This is a genomic window from Rhodoferax sp. BAB1, from assembly GCF_013334205.1.
In the GTDB taxonomy this organism is placed as follows: Bacteria; Pseudomonadota; Gammaproteobacteria; order Burkholderiales; family Burkholderiaceae_C; genus Hylemonella.
Genome location: NZ_CP054424.1, coordinates 312911 through 332070 on the forward strand (window position 1 = coordinate 312911; position 19160 = coordinate 332070).

Here is a 19160-nt window from a genome sequence, read left to right on the forward strand (position 1 = left end):
TGGCGGCGGCCCCGATAATCCCCTTTGTTCACCCAGTTACCTCTTCCATCACCATGAAAATCGATCAAACCGCCCTCGACCAGCTCTTCTTCAATGCCCGCACGGCCAACGGCTTTCTCGACAAGCCGGTGCCGCTGGCGCTGCTGCAGGAAGCCTATGACATCGCCAGGATGGCGCCGACCTCCATGAACACCCAGCCCACGCGTTATGTGTTCCTGACCACGGCGGCAGCGAAGGAGCGCCTCAAGCCCGCGCTGAGCCCGGGCAATCTGGACAAGACCATGCTCGCGCCCGTGACCGTCATCGTGGCCACCGACACCAGGTTCTACGAGCACATGCCGCAGGTCTGGCACGGCGCCGGTGCCAAGGAGAACTTCGAGGGCAATGCCACCCTGGCCACCAACACGGCCACCCGCAACGGCACCCTGGGCGGCGCCTATTTCATCATCGCCGCGCGCGCCGTGGGCCTGGACTGCGGCCCCATGAGCGGCTTCGACATCCCCAAGGTGAACGCCGAGTTCTTCCCCGACGGCCGTTACGCCACCAACTTCCTGATCAACCTGGGTTACGCCGACCACAGCAAGGAATTCAAGCGCAATCCGCGCCTGTCTTTTGAACAAGCATGCCAGGTGCTGTAAGCACCTGAGACGCCCGACTTCGGTGGGGCTAAACTGATGCTACGTTTCATGACCCTCCCCACCCGGGAGGGTTTTCATTTCTGCCGGCCGCACCGTGAACTTCCTGCCCATCACCGATCCCTATTTCTATCTCGTGTCGGTGCCCGCGGTGCTGCTGCTGGGCATCAGCAAGAGTGGTTTCGGGGCGGGTTTCGGTTCGCTGGCGGTGCCGCTGATGGCGCTGGCGGTCACCGTGCCGCAGGCCGCGGCCATCCTGATGCCGGTGCTGCTGCTCATGGACCTGCTGGGCATCACGGCCCTGCGCAAGGACTTTGACAAGGCCTTGCTCAAGTTCCTGCTGCCCTTCGGCCTGCTGGGCACGCTGATCGGCGCCTTGTTGTTCAAGCTGCTGGCCGCCAACATCGTGGCCGGCATCGTGGGTGTGTTCACCCTGCTGTTCCTGGCGCAGCGCCTGCTGTTTCCGCCGCGCACCGACAGCGCGCCGCCGCCGCGCTGGCTGGGCGGTGTGCTCACCACGGCCGCCGGTTTCACGAGTTTTGTCGCCCATGCGGGCGGCCCGCCCATCGCGGCTTATGTGCTGCCGCTCAAGCTGCGCCCCATCGTCTTCGCGGCCACGCTGTCCTGGTTCTTCTTTTTCATCAACCTGTCCAAGTGGATTCCCTACGCCTGGCTGGGCCTGCTGGACTGGCGCAACCTGGCCACCTCCATCGTGCTGCTGCCGCTGGCGCCCGTGGGGGTGTGGGTCGGCGTGCGCATGGCGCGGCGCATCGATCCCAAGCTGTTCTACCGGCTGATCTATCTGGGCCTGCTGCTGACCGGCACCAAGCTGGTCTGGGACGCCTTCCGCTGAGCGTCAGGGATTTTTCGCCCCGGCCTGGCTGCGCTCGCGCTCGGCACGTTCCTGCGCCATCTGCTCTTCCAGCTGTTGCCGTCCCTGCTTGACGACGGCAATCAGCTGCTGGCGGTCCTTGTAGTGCGGGTGCATTTTCTCGAACAGTTCCAGGTTGTGCTGGCGGAAGCGCCAGGCAAAGGCGCGCGCCTGCTCCTGCGTGTGGCCCAGCAGCTCCAGCACGCTGCGCGCGCTGCGCAGGCTGGACTCGAAGAGTTCGCGCTGTACCAGCTGCACGCCGCGCTCGCGCAGTTCGTGCCAGTGCGTCACATCGCGCGCACGCGCCACGATCTGCAGGCCGGGGAAGTGTTCGCGCACCAGGTCCACGATCTTGAGCGACTGCTCCTTGTCGTCCACGGCCACCACCAGGACTTTCGCGCTGGCGGCACCGGCGATGCGCAGCAGGTCCAGGCGCGTGGCGTCGCCGTAGTGCACGCGGTAGCCGAAGCTGCGCGCCGCCTCGATCATGTCGGCGTCGTGGTCCAGCACCGTGCTGGGGATGCCCTGGGCCAGCATGACGCGCGCCACGATCTGGCCGTAGCGGCCGAAGCCGGCAATGAGCACCGGTGCCTCTTGCGGTTCCGATATTTCGGCCGGGGTGGCGCCACCGGCCGCGGCCAGACGCGGCGCCAGCAACTTGTCCACCGCCACCAGCAAGAGGGGGCTGAGCAGCATGGACAGGGCCACCGCGCCGATCAGCAGCGAGGTCGTCTGCGACGACATCACGCCCGCGCCAAAGGCCGTCTGGAACACCACGAAGGCAAACTCGCCGCCCTGCGCCAGCAGCAGCGTGATGACCGGCCGCTCCTGCAGCGGCACCTGCATGAAGCGCAGCATGGCCAGGATCAGCACGATCTTGATCGCCATGAAACCGGCCACCAGCGCCAGCATCAGCCCGGGCGAGGCGCGCAGCACCGAGAGGTCGATGCTCATGCCCACCGCAATAAAGAACAGGCCCAGCAGCAGGCCCTTGAAGGGTTCGATGTCGGTTTCCAGCTCGCGCCGGTATTCGCTCTCGGCCAGCAGCACGCCGGCCAGGAAGGCGCCCAGGCCCATGGACAGGCCCACCTGCTGCATCAGCGCGGCAATGCCCACCACCAGCAGCAGGGCGGCGGCCGTGAAGATCTCGGGCGTGCGGCTGCGCGCGATCCAGCGCAGCAGGGGGCGCAGCAGCAGCCGGCCGCCCAGCACGATGCCCCCGATGACGCCCACGATCTTCAGCAACTCGCCCCAGCGGAAGTCGCCGTTGGACTGGCCGGGCTCGGCGCCCAGCAGGGGCAGCAGCGCCAGGATGGGGATGGCCGCCACGTCCTGGAACAGCAGGATGGAAAAACCGGCCTGGCCGCCGGGCGTGGGCAGCAGGTTGCGCTCGCCCATGACCTGCAGGGCGATGGCGGTGGACGACAGGGCCAGGCCCAGGGCCGCCACCAGCGGTGTTTTCCAGCCGCCCAGCTGGGCCGGGAAGAACAGGCCCAGCGCATAGACACCGAGGAAGAGGGCGGCGGCGCAGGCCAGGACCTGGGCGCTGCCCCAGCCGAAAATGGGCCGGCGCAGGCTCCAGAGCCGGCGCGGCTCCAGTTCCAGCCCGATCAGGAAGAGCATGAGCACCACGCCGAACTCGGCGAAATGCAGCACATCCTGCACCTCGCTGACCAGGCCCAGGCCCCAGGGGCCGATGATGAGGCCGGCCCCGAGATAGCCGATGATGGCGCCCAGGCCCAGGTATTTGCTCAGGGGCACGGCGATCACGGCCGCGCACAGGTAGACGAAGGTGTGGCTGAGCCAGCTGGGGGCGTGTTCCATGGTGTGCCTTGGGCCGAGGGAAACAGGGTGGGCAGGCCTTACGCTAGCACAGGGGCCGACATGGCATCAACAGGCATCAAAATAAGCCGGAGGAGACAGACATGCGCAACATCAACAAGGACAACGTCACCGCATCGGTGACGCAGACTTTCGACAAAATCGACGATGCGCGCCTGCGCTATCTGATCGAGCGGCTGGTGACTTATGTGCACGGTTATGCCCGCGAGACCGGGCTGAGCCATGCCGAGTGGCAGGCGGCGCTGGCCTTTCTGCTGCGCTCGGGCGAGATCAGCAGCCCCTCGCGCAGCGAGTTCACGCTGCTGTCGGACGTGCTGGGCCTGTCCTCGCTGGTCGACCTGCTGGCGTCCAGGCCCGGCGCGACCGAGGGCAGCGTGCTCGGTCCCTTTCACACCCGCGGCTCGCCCTGGATGGAGAGCGGCGCCAGCCTGGTCAAGGACAATCCGGGCCAGCCGGTGCTGCTGCGCGGACGGGTGACCGACACCCAGGGCCAGCCGATTGCCAGTGCCACGGTGGACTTCTGGCAGAACGCCGACAACGGCCTGTACTGGCAGATCGACACCACGCAGCCCCAGGACAACCTGCGCTGCCAGATCAAGGTGCTGCCCGACGGCCGATTCGAGCTGCTCACCATCCACCCCACGCCCTATATGGTGCCGACCGACGGCCCGGTGGGCGACCTGTTGCGCGTGGCGCACCGCGATGCCTGGCGCCCGGCTCACTTCCACGTCATCGTAGAGGCGCCCGGCTACCGCACCCTGGTGACCGAGCTGTTCGACCAGGCGGATCCCCATGTGAACCAGGACGCCGTGTTCGGTGTGCGCGAGTCGCTGGTGATGGATTTCAAGGAGGAGAGCGACCCCGCCGTGCAGGCGAGGTACCGGCTCTCCGGCAGCTACCAGGTGGTGGATTTCCCGGTCAGGCTGGCCGCCGCCTGAGTGCCACTGGGGCCTACTGCTCGTCGGCGATCGGGTTGGACAGGATGCCGATGCCCTCGATCTCGATCTCGCAGATATCACCCGGCGCCATCCACACCGGCGGCGTGCGCGCATAACCCACGCCGGCCGGGGTGCCGGTGATGATCACGTCACCCGGCTCCAGCGTCATGCACTCGGTGATGATGCACAGCGACTCCACCACGTCCCAGAGGAAATCTTTGGTGTTGGCGTCCTGCATGACCTTGCCGTTCAGGCGCGACTGGATGCGCAGGCCGGCGGCACCGGGCGGCAGTTCATCCGGCGTCACCAGCCAGGGGCCGAAGGGGCCGGTGCCGTCGAAGTTCTTGCCTATGGTCCACTGCGCGGTCTTGCGCTGGTAGTCGCGCACGCTGCCGTCATTGAAGCAGGAGTAGCCGGCCACGCAGTCCAGCGCGTTCGCCTTGGTAAGGTGGCGCGCGCGTTGGCCGATGACGACGGCCAGTTCGGCCTCGTAGTCCAGCTTGGTGGAGGCCCTGGGCCGGATCAGGGGCTCGTTGTGGCCGGTCATGGAGGTGGCCCCGCGCATGAAGAAGCTCGGGTACTCGGGGCGGGCATGCCCGCCTTCTTTGGCGTGGTCGGCGTAGTTGAGCCCGAGGCAGACGATCTTGCCGGGGCGCGGCACCACGGGCAGGAAGCGCACGCCGGCCAGCGGCTTGACGGCCGCGGCGCTTGCCTGGGCCGCGGCCTGGCGGGCGGCTTCCAGACCGCCGGCTTGTGCGATCAGCGCACCCATGTCTTTCGGCAAGCCGGGGGCAGCCACGGACAGGTCGATGAATTCCTGGGCACCGGCGCTTTGGAGCACGCCGATGCGGGCCTGGCCTTGCGCGTCGAAACTGAACAATCTCATGAGGTCTTCCTTGGGTGGCGGGTGGCGGAGCGATATCCGGTTGCAGACTTTATTCCACCTTGGCCCCGGTGCTCTTGACCACACCCGCCCATTTGTCGACTTCAGCGCGCAGGAACGTGCCGAATTCGGCCGAGCTGTTGCGGGTCGACTCCATGCCCAGGCTGACGAATTTTTCTTTCGACTCCGGCAGTTCCATCGCCTTGTTGATCTCGGCGTTGATGCGGTCCACCAGGGCCTGCGGCGTGCCCGCTGGCAGGAAGAAGCCGACCCAGGTGTAGTCGTCGAAGTCGGCGTAGCCGAATTCGGTGACCGAGGGCACGTCGGGCAGCAGGGCCGAGCGTTTGGCGCTGGTGACGGCAATGGCGCGCACCTTGCCGGCCTTGATCTGCGGCACGGCCGGCGGCATGGAGGTGGACGACATGGGGGCGTGGCCGGCCACCACGGCGCCGATGGCCTGCGCCGGCTGGTAGGGCACGTGGGTGATGTCTACCTTGGCAGCCGTCTTGAGGCGCTCGATCGAGAGATGGGTGGTGGTGCCGATACCGGAGGAGGCGTAGCTGAGCTTTTCCCTGCGCGCCAGCTCGATCAATTCTTTCAGGTCCTTCGCCGGCGTGGCGGGGTGGACGGTGATGATGTTGGGTGTGCGCGGGCCCAGCGCCAGCGGCACGAAATCCTTCAGGGCGTCGTAGCCGGCGTTGGGGTAGAGCGAGGGGTTGACCGCAAAGGCCACGCTGTGCACCAGGATCGTGTAGCCATCGGGTGCGGCGCGCTTGACCTGGCCGGTGGCGATGTTGCCGCCGGCGCCGGGCTTGTTCTCCACGGTGAAAGTCCCGCCCGTGGTCTCGCCGAGTTTTTGCGCCACCACGCGCGCGATGACGTCGGTGAAGGCGCCAGGCCCGAAGCCGACGGTGATGGTCACGGGCCTGGCCCTGGGCCAGTCGGCCTGGGCCGACGCCGTGCCGGCGCCGAGCAGGCCCATGGCGGCCAGCAACAGGCCCAGGCCCTTGCGTGCGAACGTGGTTTTCATGGTGTGTCTCCTTGCAGGATGGCAGCATCCGTGCGCTGCACGTTGTGGGTGCGGGCCATCTTATCGGCGCATGTCGCCAAATGGGCATGTCCTAGGGTTAGTCCCGGGTGTGCCGGCTGCGGCGGGCGGCTGCGGCGGAACGCCCTTCATGGGCTAATATGGGCCGGTCAGGACTACAAGGAGCCGAAGATGCCGGTTGTCGTGGTTGCCAATCCCAAGGGGGGCGTGGGTAAGTCCACCCTGTCCACCAACATTGCGGGCTACTATGCCAGCCGGGGCCACAAGGTCATGCTGGGCGATGCCGATCGCCAGCAGTCCGCGCGCCTGTGGCTGGGCCTGCGTCCGGCCACGGCGCGGTCCATCGTGAGCTGGGACGTGGGCGAGGACAAGCTGGCCAAGCTGCCCAAGGGAACCACCCATGTGGTGCTCGACACCCCGGCCGGTCTCAAGGGCGCGCGTTTGAAGGACGTGCTGCAGCACGCCGACAAGGTCATCGTGCCCCTGCAGCCCAGCGTCTTCGACATCTTCGCCACCCGCGATTTCCTCGACGAGATCAAGCAGCACACGCACAAGGGCATGCAGGTGGGCATCGTGGGCATGCGCGTGGACGGGCGCACCATTGCGGCCGACAAGCTGCGTGCCTTTGTCGAGAGCCTGGGCCTGCCCGTGCTGGCCTACCTGCGCGACACGCAGAACTACATCCACCTCGCTGCCCATGGCCTGACCCTGTTCGACGTGGCGCCCAGCCGCGTGGAAAAGGACCTGGAGCAGTGGCAGGGTCTGTGCCGCTGGCTCGAACACTAGGCCCTGCGTCGCGCGCATGACAGCCGGCGCGCGGGCCTGGCCGCTACAGTGGGCGGCATGAAAACCTTCCAGTCCCTCAAGGAGTTTCCCGCGCTGGTGGGCCAGGAGGTCGCGGTCAGCGACTGGCTCACCATCACGCAGGAGCAGGTCAACCAGTTCGCCCAGGCCACGGGGGACCACCAGTGGATCCACGTCGACGTGGAAAAAGCCAGGGCCGGCCCCTTTGGTGGCCCCATCGCGCACGGTTTCCTCACCCTGTCCCTGCTGCCCCGCTTCTTCGAAAGCACCATGGAGATCGTCGAGTCGCGCATGGGCGTTAACTACGGCCTGAACCGCGTGCGTTTCATGGCGCCGGTGCCGGTGGGCAGCCGCCTGCGTGCGCGTTTGAAGCTGCTGGCCTGCGAGCCCATCGCCAACGACGGCATGCAGATGAGCTGGGAAGTGACGATCGAGCGCGAAGGCGAGGCCAAGCCGGTCTGTGTGGCCGAGTCGATCGCCCGGCGTTATCCCTGAGACGGCTTACGTCGCCGCGAAGCCGTTCTGCCGCCAGGCTTCGAACACCGTCACCGCCACCGCGTTGGAGAGGTTCAGGCTGCGCTGGCCGGCCCGCATGGGCAGCCTGAGCTGCTGTGTCGGGGCGAAAGCGGCGCGTACCGCATCGGGCAGGCCGCTGGTTTCCGAACCGAACACCAGCCAGTCGCCCGGCTCAAAAGCTACGTCGTGCACGAAGCGCGTGCCGCGGGTCGTGAGCGCGAACATGCGTTCGGGGTGCGGTTGCGCGCTGGACAGGAAGCTGTCCCAGCCGGCGTGGCGTTTCACCTCGGCGTACTCGTGGTAGTCCAGGCCGGCACGGCGCATCAGCCGGTCCTCCATGGAAAAGCCCAGCGGCTCGATCAGGTGCAGGGTGCAGCCCGTGTTGGCGGCCAGGCGGATGACGTTGCCCGTGTTGGGCGGGATCTCGGGCTGGACCAGGACGATGTGGAACATCCGCGCATTATTCAGTGTGTTTCGGTTCGCGCCAGGACCAAGCCGGTGATGTGCGCCGCCCCGGCCGCGCGCAGGGCCTGGGCCGCGGCAAACAGCGAGGCGCCGCTGGTCATGACGTCGTCGACCAGCACCACACGCCGGCCCGCAAGCTCCGCTTCCCGTCCGTTGGCCACGCCGAAGGCGCCGCGCACATTGTGCAGCCGGGCTTCGCGCGGCAGGGCACTCTGGGCCGGCGTATGGCGCAGGCGCAGCAGCAGTCCCGCATCGACCTTGGCCGGGGCCAGCTGGCGTGCCAGTTCCAGGGCCTGGTTGAAGCCGCGCTGACGCAACCGCTCGCGCGACAGCGGCATGGGCAGCAGCAGATCGGCAGCTTCGAGCGCCGGTTCGGCCCAGGGCGTGCTGCGCATCAGCAAGGCCAGCGCCTGCGACCAGCCGGGACGGGCGCCGAACTTGTAGCGCGCGACCAGGCCGGCCCAGGGGTATTCATAAGCCACAGCCGTCAGACAAAGGTCTAGAGGAGGTGTTTGCTTGATGCATGCGCCACAGCGTTCCACGCCCTCGGGAAGCGGCAGGGCGCAGTTGCGGCAGCGCGGACGGGGTTGGGCAAAACGTGCCACGCAGGTTTCGCACACGGCTTGCGCCGGCCAGGCGTGGCAGACCGCGCACTGGCTGGGCAGGGTGCTGGTCAAGCGGGTGAGCAGGCTGCGGAACATGGGCGCAACAAGGGCAATGGCGTGCCGTGTCAGGGGCTGCAGGGGGAATCAATATACTCGCCAGCTTTCCCATGTCCGATCACCGCCCCCCCACCATCGACCCCGCCGCCGCCGCGCGTTGGGCCCGGCGGCCGCAAACGGTTTCTGCCTGGCTGCACGAGGAGGTCGCGCGGCGCATGGAGCAGCGGCTGGACTGGATCGTGCGCCAGCCCCGAAGCTGGTCGCATTGGGAGCCGGTGCGCGGCGGCCTGCAGGCGCAGGACTTGCTGGCGCGCCGTTACCCAGGCGCACGCTGCCACATCAGCGCCGCCGTGCCGTCGGAACAGGCCCTGGCGCAGCAGGCCGCGGCACGGCCCTGGTGGCACCCGGCCCGCTGGTCGGCGGCCCTGGCGGCTCAGCCTGCAGAGGCCGCAGCCGAGCTGCTCTGGGCCAATATGACCCTGCACATGGCGGCCGATCCACAGGCCCTGATCCGGCGCTGGCACGAAGCGCTGGCGGTTGACGGCTTCCTGATGTTTTCCTGCCTCGGCCCCGACACCCTGCGCGAGCTGCGCACGCTGTACCAGGCCCTGGGCTGGCCCGCACCCGCGCACGAATTCACCGACATGCACGACTGGGGCGACATGCTGGTGGCGGCCGGTTTTGCCGAACCGGTGATGGACATGGAGCGCATCGAGCTGACCTTCGAGAGCCCCGAGCGCCTGCTGCAGGAGTTGCGCGAGCTTGGGCGCAACCTGCACCCGGCGCGTTTTGCCGGTCTGCGTGGCCGGGGCTGGCGCGGGCAATTGCACACGGCTCTGCGCCAGCTGGCCGATCCGTCCCACGAGGGGCGGCTCAAGCTGAGCTTCGAGATCATCTATGGCCATGCCTTCAAGCCGCAGCCGCGCCTGGCCGTGGCGGCCGAGACCCGGCTCAGCCTGGACGACATGCGCGCCACGCTGCGCAAACAGCGTTCATAAGGCAAGCCTGGCCTTCCTAGGGTGAACCCGTATATCAGCCGGGCAGGGAGCAAAAAGTGCTGGGCTACAATAAGCGGTTGCTGAATTTCGAAATTCAAAGGCAGTTCTCTGCCTGCCACTGAGCGGTGGCGGGCACATCGGTCACAAGCCGCATGTGGGCAAGCCTGGGCAGTCCTGGATTATTTAAGACATTGAAGAAGTGAACATGATGAAGAGCATTTCTAATAAATTGGCTTCACTGCTGCTCATGGCTGGCGCTTGGGCCGGTACGGCGGCCTTCACCGCAGCCCAGGCTGTCAACGACCTGCCCGGTGGTCCGGCGGTCAACCAGCTCAACCTGCCTCCCGCAGTCACCAAGATTGCTGCCGAGCAGCAATGGCTGCACTGGTTCATGCTGATCATCTGCACGGTGATCTTCGTGGCGGTGTTCGGCGTGATGTTCTATTCCATCCTGAAGCACCGCAAGTCGGTCGGGCACAAGTCCGCCGACTTCCACGAGTCCGTGGCCGTGGAAATCGCCTGGACCGTGATCCCCTTCATCATCGTGATCCTGATGGCGCTGCCGGCGACCAAGGCCGTCGTGGCCATGAAGGACACCAGCAACGCCGACCTGACCATCAAGGTCACGGGGTACCAGTGGAAGTGGGGCTACGACTACCTCAAGGGCGAGGGTGAGGGCATCGGCTTCATCTCCACCCTGGACAGCACGCATCGCGAGATGTCCGAGTCCGGCAAGCCGGCTCCCACCGACGACTACCTGCTCAAGGTCGACAACCCGCTAGTCGTGCCGGTGGACAAGAAGATCCGCATCATCACCACCGCCAACGACGTGATCCACGCCTTCATGGTGCCGGCTTTCGGCATCAAGCAGGACGCCATCCCCGGTTTCGTGCGCGACACCTGGTTCCGTGCCGAGCAGACCGGTGACTTCTACGGCCAGTGCGCCGAGCTGTGCGGCAAGGAACATGCCTACATGCCCATCCACGTGAAGGTGCTGTCCGCCGAAGACTACGCCAAGTGGGTCGATGGCCAGAAGAAGGCCATGGCCGCCAAGGCCGACGATCCAGCCAAGGTCTGGGCCCTGGGTGAACTGGTCCAGCGCGGCGAGAAGGTCTATGCGGCCAACTGCGCGGTCTGCCACCAGGCCAACGGCAAGGGCGCCGGCCCGTTCAAGCCGCTGGACGCCTCGGCCATCGTGCTCGATGCCGACAAGTCCAAGCAGATCGGCATCATGCTCAACGGCAAGGGTGCCATGCCCGCCTGGAAGCAGCTGAGCGACACCGAGATCGCCGCCGTGGTCACCTACACCAAGAACACCTGGTCCAACAAGACCGGCCAGCTGGTGCAGCCGGCCGACATCAAGACCGCCCGCAAGTAAACAGTCGTCAGACGCCTAGAGTATTGAGAAGGAAATCAGGATGAGTGCCGTTCTAGACCATCACGATCACCATGCCCATGACGACCACCACGCCCCCACGGGCTGGCGGCGCTGGGTCTACGCGACCAACCACAAGGACATCGGTACCCTGTACCTGCTGTTCGCCTTCACCATGCTGATGATCGGCGGTGTCCTGGCCCTGTTGATCCGCGCCGAGCTGTTCCAGCCCGGCCTGCAGGTCGTGAACCCCGAGCTGTTCAACCAGCTCACCACCATGCACGGCCTGATCATGGTGTTCGGCGCCATCATGCCGGCCTTCGTGGGCTTCGCCAACTGGATGATCCCGCTGCAGATCGGCGCGGCCGACATGGCCTTCGCCCGCATGAACAACTTCAGCTTCTGGCTGATGATTCCCGCGGCCCTCATGCTGGTGCTGTCCTTCTTCATGCCCGGTGGCGCCCCCGCGGCCGGCTGGACGCTGTACGCACCGCTGACGCTGCAGATGGGCCCCTCGATGGACGCCGGCATCTTTGCCATGCACATCCTGGGTGCTTCCTCCATCATGGGCTCGATCAACATCATCGTGACCATCCTGAACATGCGCGCGCCCGGCATGACGCTGATGAAGATGCCGCTGTTCTGCTGGACCTGGCTGATCACCGCCTACCTGCTGATCGCCGTGATGCCCGTGCTGGCCGGCGCCATCACCATGACGCTGACCGACCGCCACTTCGGCACCACCTTCTTCAACCCCGCCGGCGGCGGCGACCCGGTGATGTATCAGCACATCTTCTGGTTCTTCGGCCACCCCGAGGTGTACATCATGATCCTGCCGGCCTTCGGCATCATCAGCGCCGTGGTGCCGGCCTTTGCCCGCAAGAAGCTGTTCGGCTACGCCTCCATGGTCTACGCCACGGCTTCCATCGCCATCCTGTCCTTCATCGTGTGGGCACACCACATGTACACCACCGGCATGCCGGTGACCGGCCAGCTGTTCTTCATGTACGCCACCATGCTGATCTCCGTGCCCACCGGCGTGAAGATCTTCAACTGGCTGGCCACCATGTGGAAGGGCTCGATGACCTTCGAGACCCCCATGCTGTGGGCCGTGGGTTTCATCTTCGTGTTCACCATGGGCGGCTTCACCGGTCTGATCCTGTCGGTGGCGCCGATCGACATCCAGGTGCAGGACACCTATTACGTGGTGGCCCACTTCCACTACGTGCTGGTGGCCGGCTCGCTGTTCGCCATGTTCTCCGGCATCTATTACTGGCTGCCCAAGTGGACCGGCGTGATGTACAGCGAAGGCCGCGGCAAGCTGCACTTCTGGTGGTCGATGATCTCCTTCAACATCACCTTCTTCCCGATGCACTTCCTGGGTCTGGCCGGCATGCCGCGTCGCTACGCCGACTACCCCATGCAGTTCGCCGACTTCAACGCCATCGCCACCGTCGGTGCCTTCGGCTTCGGTTTGGCCCAGGTCTACTTCTTCCTGGCCGTCGTGCTGCCCGCCATGCGCGGCCAGGGCGAGAAGGCCCCGCAGAAGCCTTGGGAAGGCGCGGAAGGCCTGGAGTGGGAAGTGCCTTCGCCGGCCCCCTTCCATACCTTCGAAACCCCCCCGAAGCTGGACGCCACGGCGACCAAGATCATCGGCTGACACCCTGCACGGAAAGATTGCGCCATGACGCCTGAACAGAAGAAAGCCAACCGCCGCCTGGGCCTGATCCTGGCGTCGGTCGCGCTGATCTTCTTCCTCGGCTTCCTGGCCAAGATGGTCCTGCTGGGCGGCAAGTGACGAGACAGCCATGAACCTGCGACGCGAGAACGCCAGGATGCTGGGCAAGCTGGCCATTGTGGTGGCCGGCATGTTTGGCTTCGGTTATGCGCTGGTGCCGATCTACAAGCACCTGTGCGAAGCCCTGGGCCTCAATGTCCTGGCGGTCGGCGAGCGCGAAATGCCGGGCCGCAGTGCGGTGACACCGGGCAACACCCAGGTCGATACCAGCCGTACCATCACGGTCGAGTTCGATGCCAATGTGCGCGGCCCCTGGCGTTTCAAGCCGGCACAGACCTCGCTGCAGGTGCACCCGGGCGAACTGGCCACCGTCATGTACGAGTTCGAGAACGTGCAGGACCGCAGCATGGCGGCCCAGGCGATTCCGAGTTATGCCCCGCGCCAGGCAGCAGCCCACTTCAACAAGCTGGAGTGCTTCTGCTTCAACGAGTACACGCTGGCGCCGGGCGAGAAGAAAAGCTGGCCGGTGGTTTTTGTCATCGATCCCAAGCTGTCCAAAGACGTGAGCACCATCACCCTGTCCTATACCTTCTTCGAAGTGGGCAGCAAGACGCCGCCGGCCCCCACGGCCGCACGCAAGGGCATGGAGTCCGGAGCATGAGCAAAACACAGGCTGCCAAGGGCTCGCTGTGGGCGACCGTCAAGGCCGTGGCCTGGTCCTTCCTCGGCGTGCGCAAGAACAGTGGTTTCCAGGATGACATCGCCCAGCTCAAGCCTTATCACATCATTGCGGTAGGTTTGGTTGGTGGCATCCTGCTGGTATTGAGTTTGATTGCAGTGGTGAACTGGATCGTGGTCAAGTAAGACCCGGGCTGGAACACTTGAAAATGATTTGAGAGAAGCAGAATCGGAAGGAATGGAGCAAACATGAGTTCGACTACCCACGGCGGCACCCCGTACTACTTCGTGCCTGGCCCGTCCCGTCATCCCGTGATGGCGGCGATCGGCCTGTTCTTCGTCATTCTGGGCGCTGGCCAGTGGATCAACGGCGCCGACTGGGGCAAGTACTCCCTGTTCCTCGGCCTCGTCTGGTGGCTGGTCGTGCTGTTCCAGTGGTTCCGCGAGGCCATCGCCGAGAGCGAAGGCGGCCAGTACGGCCACAAGATCGACATCTCCTTCCGCTGGAGCATGACCTGGTTCATCTTCTCCGAGGTGATGTTCTTCGGTGCCTTCTTCACCGCTCTCTGGTGGGCCCGCGCCCACTCGGTGCCGGCCTTGGGCAGCCTGGACAACGCGCTGCTGTGGCCCGACTTCAAGGCCGTGTGGCCCAGTCTCGTGGCCGGTGCCACCGCCTCGCCGGCCGGCATCATCGAGCCCTTCCAGACCATGGGCCCCTTCTGGCTGCCCACGATCAACACCGCCCTGCTGCTGACCTCGGGCGTGACGCTGACCATCGCCCACCACGCCCTGCGTGACGGCAACCGCAGCAAGACCATCGGCTTCATGTGGATCACCGTGCTGCTGGGCCTGACCTTCCTGTTCGTGCAGGGCTACGAGTACTACCATGCCTACCGTGACCTGAACCTCAAGCTCTCGTCCGGCATCTTCGGCTCCACCTTTTTCATGCTGACCGGCTTCCACGGCTTCCACGTGTTCGTCGGCATGCTGATGCTGTTCTTCATCACCCTGCGCCTGCAGAAGGGCCATTTCACGGCGGATCGTCACTTCGGTTTCGAAGGCGCCGCCTGGTACTGGCACTTCGTGGACGTGGTGTGGCTGGGTCTCTACATCCTCGTCTACTGGATGTAATCGGGCTACTGCGCGGGCGCATTGCGTCGTTGGGCGGTGCTCGGAATCCTCACGTACCCCAAGGTACGTTCCGGTTCCTGCGCTCCGTCCGCCTAGCACTGCATCCCGCTCGCTACGCCCCGGTGGTGTGGCAATAAAAACAAAAGCCGCTCGCAGCGGCTTTTGTTTTTGTTCGACGTGAGATGGCTTACTGGCCCGGCTTGATGCCCGTGGGCTGGATGTAGCCCAGCTTCCAGGCGATCAGGATGCAGAGGAAGATCAGGATGGAAAAGCCCACGCGAAAGGCGAGGGCGCGTGCCATGTTGCTGGTCTTGGGTTTGCCGTCACGGCCGTCGCGCATCATGAAGAACAGGGCCGAGCCCAGGCTGGCGATGATGGCCAGGAAGGCCAGGGCGACGAGGTATTTCATGGACAGGATTATCGCGTGAGTGAAAAGGGGCGTTTCTGGGTGGTGACAGTGGCCGCGTTGCTGGGCGTGGCGCTGACGCTGGCGCTCGGGCGCTGGCAGCTCGGCCGTGCCGACGAGAAGCAAGCCCTGCAGGCCCGCATCGACGCCCGGGCCCAACTGCCGGTGCTGGACGGTCGCAGCCTGGCCGGCGTGCTGGACGAGGAACTGCTGCACCGTCGCATCGAGGCGCTGGGGCAGTGGCTGCCGCAATATACGGTCTTCCTGGACAACCGGCAGATGAACGGGCGTCCCGGTTTCTACGTGCTGACGCCTTTGCGCCTGGACGGCGGGGCGGTCGTGCTGGTGCAGCGCGGCTGGGTGCCGCGCAACTTCGAGGACCGGCTGCGCGTGCCGCAGATCGACACGCCAGCCGGGCTGGTGAAAGTGCAGGGCCGCATAGCCCCCGCACCCTCCAAGCTCTATGAGATGGGTGAAGCCGGGAGTGGAGCGATCCGGCAAAATCTCGATCTGGCACAGTTTCGGGTCGAGACCGGGCTGGCCCTGGTCGAGGGATCGATCCAGCAGACCGGTGCGACCCGGCAGGACGACGGCCTGCTGCGTGACTGGCCGCAGATCAACACCGGGGTCGACAAGCACTACGGTTACGCGTTTCAATGGTTCGGGCTGTGTGCCCTGATAACACTCCTTTATGTCTGGTTCCAAATTGTCAGAAGATACAAGCAGCGCCAAGCCTGAAGGCAGCGACCACGTTCTCGGTCTCACCGTCTACGACCTGCCCGAGCCGAGCCAGGCCCTGGCCGACGAGACCCGGCGTACCCGTGTCGGTCGCTGGAAGATGATCGCGGTGCTGCTGGTCAGCGCGGCGCCGGTGATCGCCTCCTACTTCACCTATTACGTGATCCGCCCCGAAGGCCGGCGCAATTTCGGTGAACTCATCGATCCGCAGCGCCCCCTGCCCGAGATGCTGGGCCTGGACCTGGAAGGGCGCACGCACCAGCTGAGCGAACTCAAGGGCCAGTGGCTGCTGGTGAGCGTGGGCAGCGGCAGTTGCAGTGAGGTCTGCACACAGCAGCTCTACTTCCAGCGCCAGTTGCGCGAGAGCCTGGGCAAGGAAAAAGACCGCCTGGACCGGGTCTGGCTGGTCAACGACATGCAGGCCATCCCGGCGGAACTGCAGCCCGGGCTGAAGGATGCCACGGTGCTGCGTGTGCCTGCCGAGGAACTGGCGCGCTGGCTGGCACCGGCCAGCGGCCATGACATCGGCGAGCACCTGTATGTGGTGGACCCGATGGGTAACTGGATGATGCGTTTTCCCGCCCGGCTGGACATCGAGACGGCCGCCAAGGCCAAGCGTGATCTGGAGCGCCTGATGCGTGCGTCCAGTTCCTGGGACAAGGCCGGGCGCTGAAGCCATGGATGCCCCCGCACTCTACGACTTCAGTCCGGCCCTGCGCCTCATGCTCATGGGCCTGGTGCTGGCGGGCGGCCCGCTGGCCTGGGTCTGGCTACGCCAGCGCCAGGCCAGCACCGCGCGCCGTTTGCAGGCCCTGACCGTGCTCACCCTCTTCCTCACCTTCGACCTGGTGTTGTTCGGCGCCTTCACCCGCCTGACGGATTCAGGCCTGGGTTGCCCGGACTGGCCGGGTTGTTACGGCAATGCGAGCCCGGTCGGTGCCCACGCTGAAATCTCGGCGGCGCAGCAGGCCATGCCCACCGGACCGGTTACGCATGGCAAGGCCTGGGTTGAAATGATCCACCGCTACCTCGCTACCGGCGTCGGTGTCCTCATTCTGGTGTTGGCGCTGGTCAGCTGGCGCGAGCACCTGCGCAAGGTGCGCAGTGCTGCCGGCACGCTGAGTCCCTGGTGGGCCACGCTCACCCTGGTCTGGGTCTGCGTGCAGGGTGCCTTTGGCGCGCTGACCGTCACCATGAAGCTGTTCCCCGCCATCGTCACCCTGCACCTGCTGGGCGGCCTGCTCCTGCTGGCTTTGTTGAGTCTGCAGGCAGTGCGCTATGCGCAATTGCATGATGCGGGCGCCACGCGTGTGGCGCCGGCCGGCTTGCGCCGCCTGCTGGGCTGGGGCTTGGGCCTGCTGACGCTGCAGATCGCCCTGGGGGGCTGGGTCAGCACCAACTACGCCGTGCTGGCGTGTACCGAGTTTCCGAGCTGTCAGGGCAGCTGGTGGCCCGAGATGAATTTTGTCCAGGGCTTCGAACTCTGGCGTGAGCTGGGCCTGACCGGCACGGGTGAGCACATCAGCTTTGCCGCGCTCACCGCCATCCACTACGTGCATCGCCTGGCAGCCTATCTCGTCATCGCCGTGCTGCTGCTGCTGGCCTGGCGCCTGCACGCGCTGCCCTTGTGGCGGCGTGTTGCGCGCGCGCTGGCAGCCCTGTTGCTGCTGCAATTCCTCAGCGGCCTGAGCAACGTGGTGCTGGACTGGCCGTTGCTGGCGGCCGTGCTGCACACCGGCGGCGCTGCCGGCCTGGTGGTGTTGCTGACCTGGAGCCTGGCCAGCAGCCAGCCGGCCGGGCAGGCCAGCCGCGTCCCCTCTGTTCCTGTTTCGAGTCCTGCCGCATGAGTGCCCCCATCACCGTCTCCACGACCTCCGTGTTCAGCCAGTTCTATGCGCTGACCAAACCGCGGGTGGTCCAGCTCATTGTCTTCTGCGCCCTGATCGGCATGGTGCTGGCAGTGCCCGGCCTGCCGCGCTGGCCGGAACTGCGCCTGATGATCATTGCCTGCATCGGCATCTGGCTGGTGGCCGGCGCGGCGGCGGCCTTCAACTGCATCGTCGAGAAGGGCATCGATGCCAAGATGAAGCGCACCGCCTGGCGTCCCACCGCCAAGGGCGAACTCAGTGATGTGCAGACCCTGCTGTTTTCGGCGGTGCTGTGTGCCGCGGGCTCGGTGCTGCTGTACTTCTGGATCAACCCGCTGACCATGTGGCTGACCTTCGCCACCTTCGTCGGTTATGCCGTGATCTACACCGTCATCCTCAAGCCGCTGACGCCGCAGAACATCGTGATCGGCGGCGCGTCCGGGGCCATGCCGCCGGTACTGGGCTGGGCCGCGCTGACCAACGACGTCGGCCCCGAGGCGCTGATCCTCTTCCTCATCATCTTCCTGTGGACGCCGCCGCACTTCTGGGCGCTGGCACTGTACCGGGTGGAGGACTACCGCAAGTCCGGCCTGCCCATGCTGCCGGTCACCCACGGCAACGAGTTCACACGCCTGCAGATCCTGCTCTACACCCTGGTCCTGTTCGCGGCCTGCCTCATGCCCTTTGCCTACGGCATGAGCTCCTGGCTCTACCTGGCCACGGCTGTGCTGCTCAGCGTCGGGTTTTTTGCCTACGCCTTCAAGCTGTGGCGCAACTACTCGGACGAGCTCGCCCGCAAGACCTTCCGTTTCTCGCTGATCCATCTCAGCGTGCTTTTTGCAGCCCTGCTGCTCGACCATTACCTGCTGTGAGACCTTCATGAACAAGCGCACTGCTCTTCACTCCATCGCGGCGGGCCTGCTCGCCGCCGGGGGCCTGCTGCTGGCGGGCTGCTCCGACAGCGGCAAACCCGGCTTCAGCGCCATCGACCTGACGGGCGCCGACTACGCCCGCGATTTCGCGCTGACCGACCACAACGGCCAGGCGCGCACGCTCAAGGACTTCCAGGGCAAGATCGTCGTGATGTTCTTCGGCTACACGCAGTGCCCGGACGTCTGCCCCACTTCCATGACCGAACTGGTGGCAGTGAAGAAGCTGCTGGGTCCGGACGGCGAGAAGCTGCAGGGCCTGTTCGTCACCGTTGATCCCGCGCGCGACACGCCCGAGGTGATGAAGAGCTACATGAGCAACTTCGATCCGACCTTCCTCGCGCTGTATGCGCCCAGCCCCGAGCAACTGGCCGCGGTGGCCAAGGACTACAAGGTCTATTACAAGAAGGTCGATGGCAAGACACCCACCAGTTACACCATGGACCACTCGGCCGGCATGTACATCTACGACACCCAGGGTCGTTTGCGCCTGTATTCGCGCTACGGCAGCGGGGCGGGGGCGCTGGCTTCGGATATCAGGCAGCTCCTGCAGGAGAAGTGATCTCCGTGCCGCCGAGAAAAAGCCCGCCATTGGCGGGCTTTTTCTTGCGTGGCAGTCAGGCCCCAGACCGGGG

23 protein-coding genes are annotated in these 19160 nt (G+C 65.7%); 17 read left to right on the top strand and 6 right to left on the bottom strand.

What is annotated here, in order from left to right:
- Window positions 1–53: 53 nt before the first annotated feature.
- Together HTY51_RS01570 and HTY51_RS01575 are read left to right on the top strand one after the other, a co-directional pair.
- The gene (locus tag HTY51_RS01570; RefSeq protein ID WP_174251087.1) at window positions 54–638 is read left to right on the top strand and encodes a malonic semialdehyde reductase; all 585 of its coding nucleotides are present in this window, start codon (window positions 54–56) and stop codon (window positions 636–638) included.
- Between the two features lie 94 nt (window positions 639–732).
- On the top strand, window positions 733–1488 hold the full coding sequence (locus tag HTY51_RS01575) for a sulfite exporter TauE/SafE family protein (RefSeq protein ID WP_174251088.1): 756 nt from the start codon (window positions 733–735) through the stop codon (window positions 1486–1488).
- Between the two features lie 3 nt (window positions 1489–1491).
- On the opposite strand, the gene kefC is transcribed toward HTY51_RS01575, so the two are convergent.
- Window positions 1492–3330, bottom strand: coding sequence for a glutathione-regulated potassium-efflux system protein KefC (gene kefC / locus HTY51_RS01580; protein WP_174251089.1), 1839 nt, complete (start codon window positions 3328–3330; stop codon window positions 1492–1494).
- Window positions 3331–3431: 101 nt separating this feature from the next.
- Here kefC and HTY51_RS01585 point away from each other — a divergent pair, with 101 nt between their 5' ends.
- Window positions 3432–4286 carry a dioxygenase gene (locus HTY51_RS01585; RefSeq protein ID WP_174251090.1) on the top strand — a complete coding sequence of 285 codons (855 nt, stop codon included), beginning with the start codon at window positions 3432–3434 and terminating at the stop codon, window positions 4284–4286.
- A gap of 13 nt (window positions 4287–4299) precedes the next feature.
- Here HTY51_RS01585 and HTY51_RS01590 read toward each other — a convergent pair whose 3' ends face one another.
- Both HTY51_RS01590 and HTY51_RS01595 read right to left on the bottom strand, forming a co-directional pair.
- Window positions 4300–5172: a fumarylacetoacetate hydrolase family protein gene (locus HTY51_RS01590; RefSeq protein ID WP_174251091.1), complete on the bottom strand. Its 873-nt coding sequence runs from the start codon at window positions 5170–5172 to the stop codon at window positions 4300–4302.
- 49 nt (window positions 5173–5221) lie between these two features.
- Window positions 5222–6199: a tripartite tricarboxylate transporter substrate binding protein gene (locus HTY51_RS01595; protein ID WP_174251092.1), complete on the bottom strand. Its 978-nt coding sequence runs from the start codon at window positions 6197–6199 to the stop codon at window positions 5222–5224.
- Between the two features lie 189 nt (window positions 6200–6388).
- Here HTY51_RS01595 and HTY51_RS01600 point away from each other — a divergent pair, with 189 nt between their 5' ends.
- Together HTY51_RS01600 and HTY51_RS01605 are read left to right on the top strand one after the other, a co-directional pair.
- Window positions 6389–7003: a ParA family protein gene (locus HTY51_RS01600; RefSeq protein ID WP_174251093.1), complete on the top strand. Its 615-nt coding sequence runs from the start codon at window positions 6389–6391 to the stop codon at window positions 7001–7003.
- A gap of 57 nt (window positions 7004–7060) precedes the next feature.
- The gene (locus tag HTY51_RS01605; RefSeq protein ID WP_174251094.1) at window positions 7061–7516 is read left to right on the top strand and encodes a MaoC family dehydratase; all 456 of its coding nucleotides are present in this window, start codon (window positions 7061–7063) and stop codon (window positions 7514–7516) included.
- A gap of 6 nt (window positions 7517–7522) precedes the next feature.
- Here HTY51_RS01605 and trmL read toward each other — a convergent pair whose 3' ends face one another.
- Both trmL and HTY51_RS01615 read right to left on the bottom strand, forming a co-directional pair.
- Complete coding sequence (gene trmL, locus HTY51_RS01610; RefSeq protein ID WP_174251095.1) at window positions 7523–7990, bottom strand: tRNA (uridine(34)/cytosine(34)/5-carboxymethylaminomethyluridine(34)-2'-O)-methyltransferase TrmL; 468 nt, start codon at window positions 7988–7990, stop codon at window positions 7523–7525.
- Window positions 7991–8001: 11 nt separating this feature from the next.
- Entirely contained in the window at window positions 8002–8703 is a 702-nt protein-coding gene (locus tag HTY51_RS01615; protein ID WP_174251096.1) for a ComF family protein, read from the bottom strand.
- Between the two features lie 71 nt (window positions 8704–8774).
- Between HTY51_RS01615 and HTY51_RS01620 the strand changes: the two genes are divergently transcribed.
- The 7 genes from HTY51_RS01620 (at window position 8775) to HTY51_RS01645 (ending at window position 14584) form a co-directional block, all read left to right on the top strand.
- Complete coding sequence (locus tag HTY51_RS01620; protein ID WP_174251097.1) at window positions 8775–9662, top strand: biotin synthase; 888 nt, start codon at window positions 8775–8777, stop codon at window positions 9660–9662.
- 208 nt (window positions 9663–9870) lie between these two features.
- The gene (gene coxB / locus HTY51_RS01625) at window positions 9871–11040 is read left to right on the top strand and encodes a cytochrome c oxidase subunit II (protein ID WP_174254122.1); all 1170 of its coding nucleotides are present in this window, start codon (window positions 9871–9873) and stop codon (window positions 11038–11040) included.
- A 40-nt stretch (window positions 11041–11080) separates the two neighbouring features.
- Window positions 11081–12697 carry a cytochrome c oxidase subunit I gene (gene ctaD, locus HTY51_RS01630; RefSeq protein ID WP_174251098.1) on the top strand — a complete coding sequence of 539 codons (1617 nt, stop codon included), beginning with the start codon at window positions 11081–11083 and terminating at the stop codon, window positions 12695–12697.
- Between the two features lie 24 nt (window positions 12698–12721).
- Window positions 12722–12835 carry a cytochrome oxidase small assembly protein gene (locus HTY51_RS18495; RefSeq protein WP_217448229.1) on the top strand — a complete coding sequence of 38 codons (114 nt, stop codon included), beginning with the start codon at window positions 12722–12724 and terminating at the stop codon, window positions 12833–12835.
- A gap of 10 nt (window positions 12836–12845) precedes the next feature.
- Window positions 12846–13436 carry a cytochrome c oxidase assembly protein gene (locus tag HTY51_RS01635; protein ID WP_174251099.1) on the top strand — a complete coding sequence of 197 codons (591 nt, stop codon included), beginning with the start codon at window positions 12846–12848 and terminating at the stop codon, window positions 13434–13436.
- Entirely contained in the window at window positions 13433–13639 is a 207-nt protein-coding gene (locus HTY51_RS01640; RefSeq protein WP_174251100.1) for a DUF2970 domain-containing protein, read from the top strand. Before HTY51_RS01635 ends, HTY51_RS01640 begins: the two co-directional genes overlap by 4 nt.
- Before the next feature lie 63 nt (window positions 13640–13702).
- Window positions 13703–14584, top strand: a complete 882-nt coding sequence (locus tag HTY51_RS01645; RefSeq protein ID WP_174251101.1) for a cytochrome c oxidase subunit 3 — start codon at window positions 13703–13705, stop codon at window positions 14582–14584.
- 187 nt (window positions 14585–14771) lie between these two features.
- On the opposite strand, the gene HTY51_RS01650 is transcribed toward HTY51_RS01645, so the two are convergent.
- Window positions 14772–14993, bottom strand: a complete 222-nt coding sequence (locus HTY51_RS01650; protein ID WP_174251102.1) for a twin transmembrane helix small protein — start codon at window positions 14991–14993, stop codon at window positions 14772–14774.
- A 15-nt stretch (window positions 14994–15008) separates the two neighbouring features.
- On the opposite strand from HTY51_RS01650, the gene HTY51_RS01655 reads away from it, so the two are divergent.
- Genes HTY51_RS01655 through HTY51_RS01675 form a run of 5 tightly spaced genes read left to right on the top strand, consistent with a single transcriptional unit; the run spans window position 15009 to window position 19087 of the window.
- Window positions 15009–15728, top strand: a complete 720-nt coding sequence (locus tag HTY51_RS01655) for an SURF1 family protein (protein WP_254606949.1) — start codon at window positions 15009–15011, stop codon at window positions 15726–15728.
- Window positions 15682–16401, top strand: a complete 720-nt coding sequence (locus HTY51_RS01660) for a hypothetical protein (RefSeq protein ID WP_174251103.1) — start codon at window positions 15682–15684, stop codon at window positions 16399–16401. The genes HTY51_RS01655 and HTY51_RS01660 overlap by 47 nt, the downstream gene beginning before the upstream one ends.
- Before the next feature lie 4 nt (window positions 16402–16405).
- Complete coding sequence (locus tag HTY51_RS01665) at window positions 16406–17575, top strand: heme A synthase (RefSeq protein ID WP_174251104.1); 1170 nt, start codon at window positions 16406–16408, stop codon at window positions 17573–17575.
- A complete protein-coding gene (gene cyoE / locus HTY51_RS01670; RefSeq protein ID WP_174251105.1) occupies window positions 17572–18468 on the top strand; it encodes a heme o synthase in 897 nt (298 codons plus the stop codon). The genes HTY51_RS01665 and cyoE overlap by 4 nt, the downstream gene beginning before the upstream one ends.
- A gap of 7 nt (window positions 18469–18475) precedes the next feature.
- On the top strand, window positions 18476–19087 hold the full coding sequence (locus tag HTY51_RS01675; protein WP_174251106.1) for an SCO family protein: 612 nt from the start codon (window positions 18476–18478) through the stop codon (window positions 19085–19087).
- Window positions 19088–19160 lie beyond the last annotated feature (73 nt).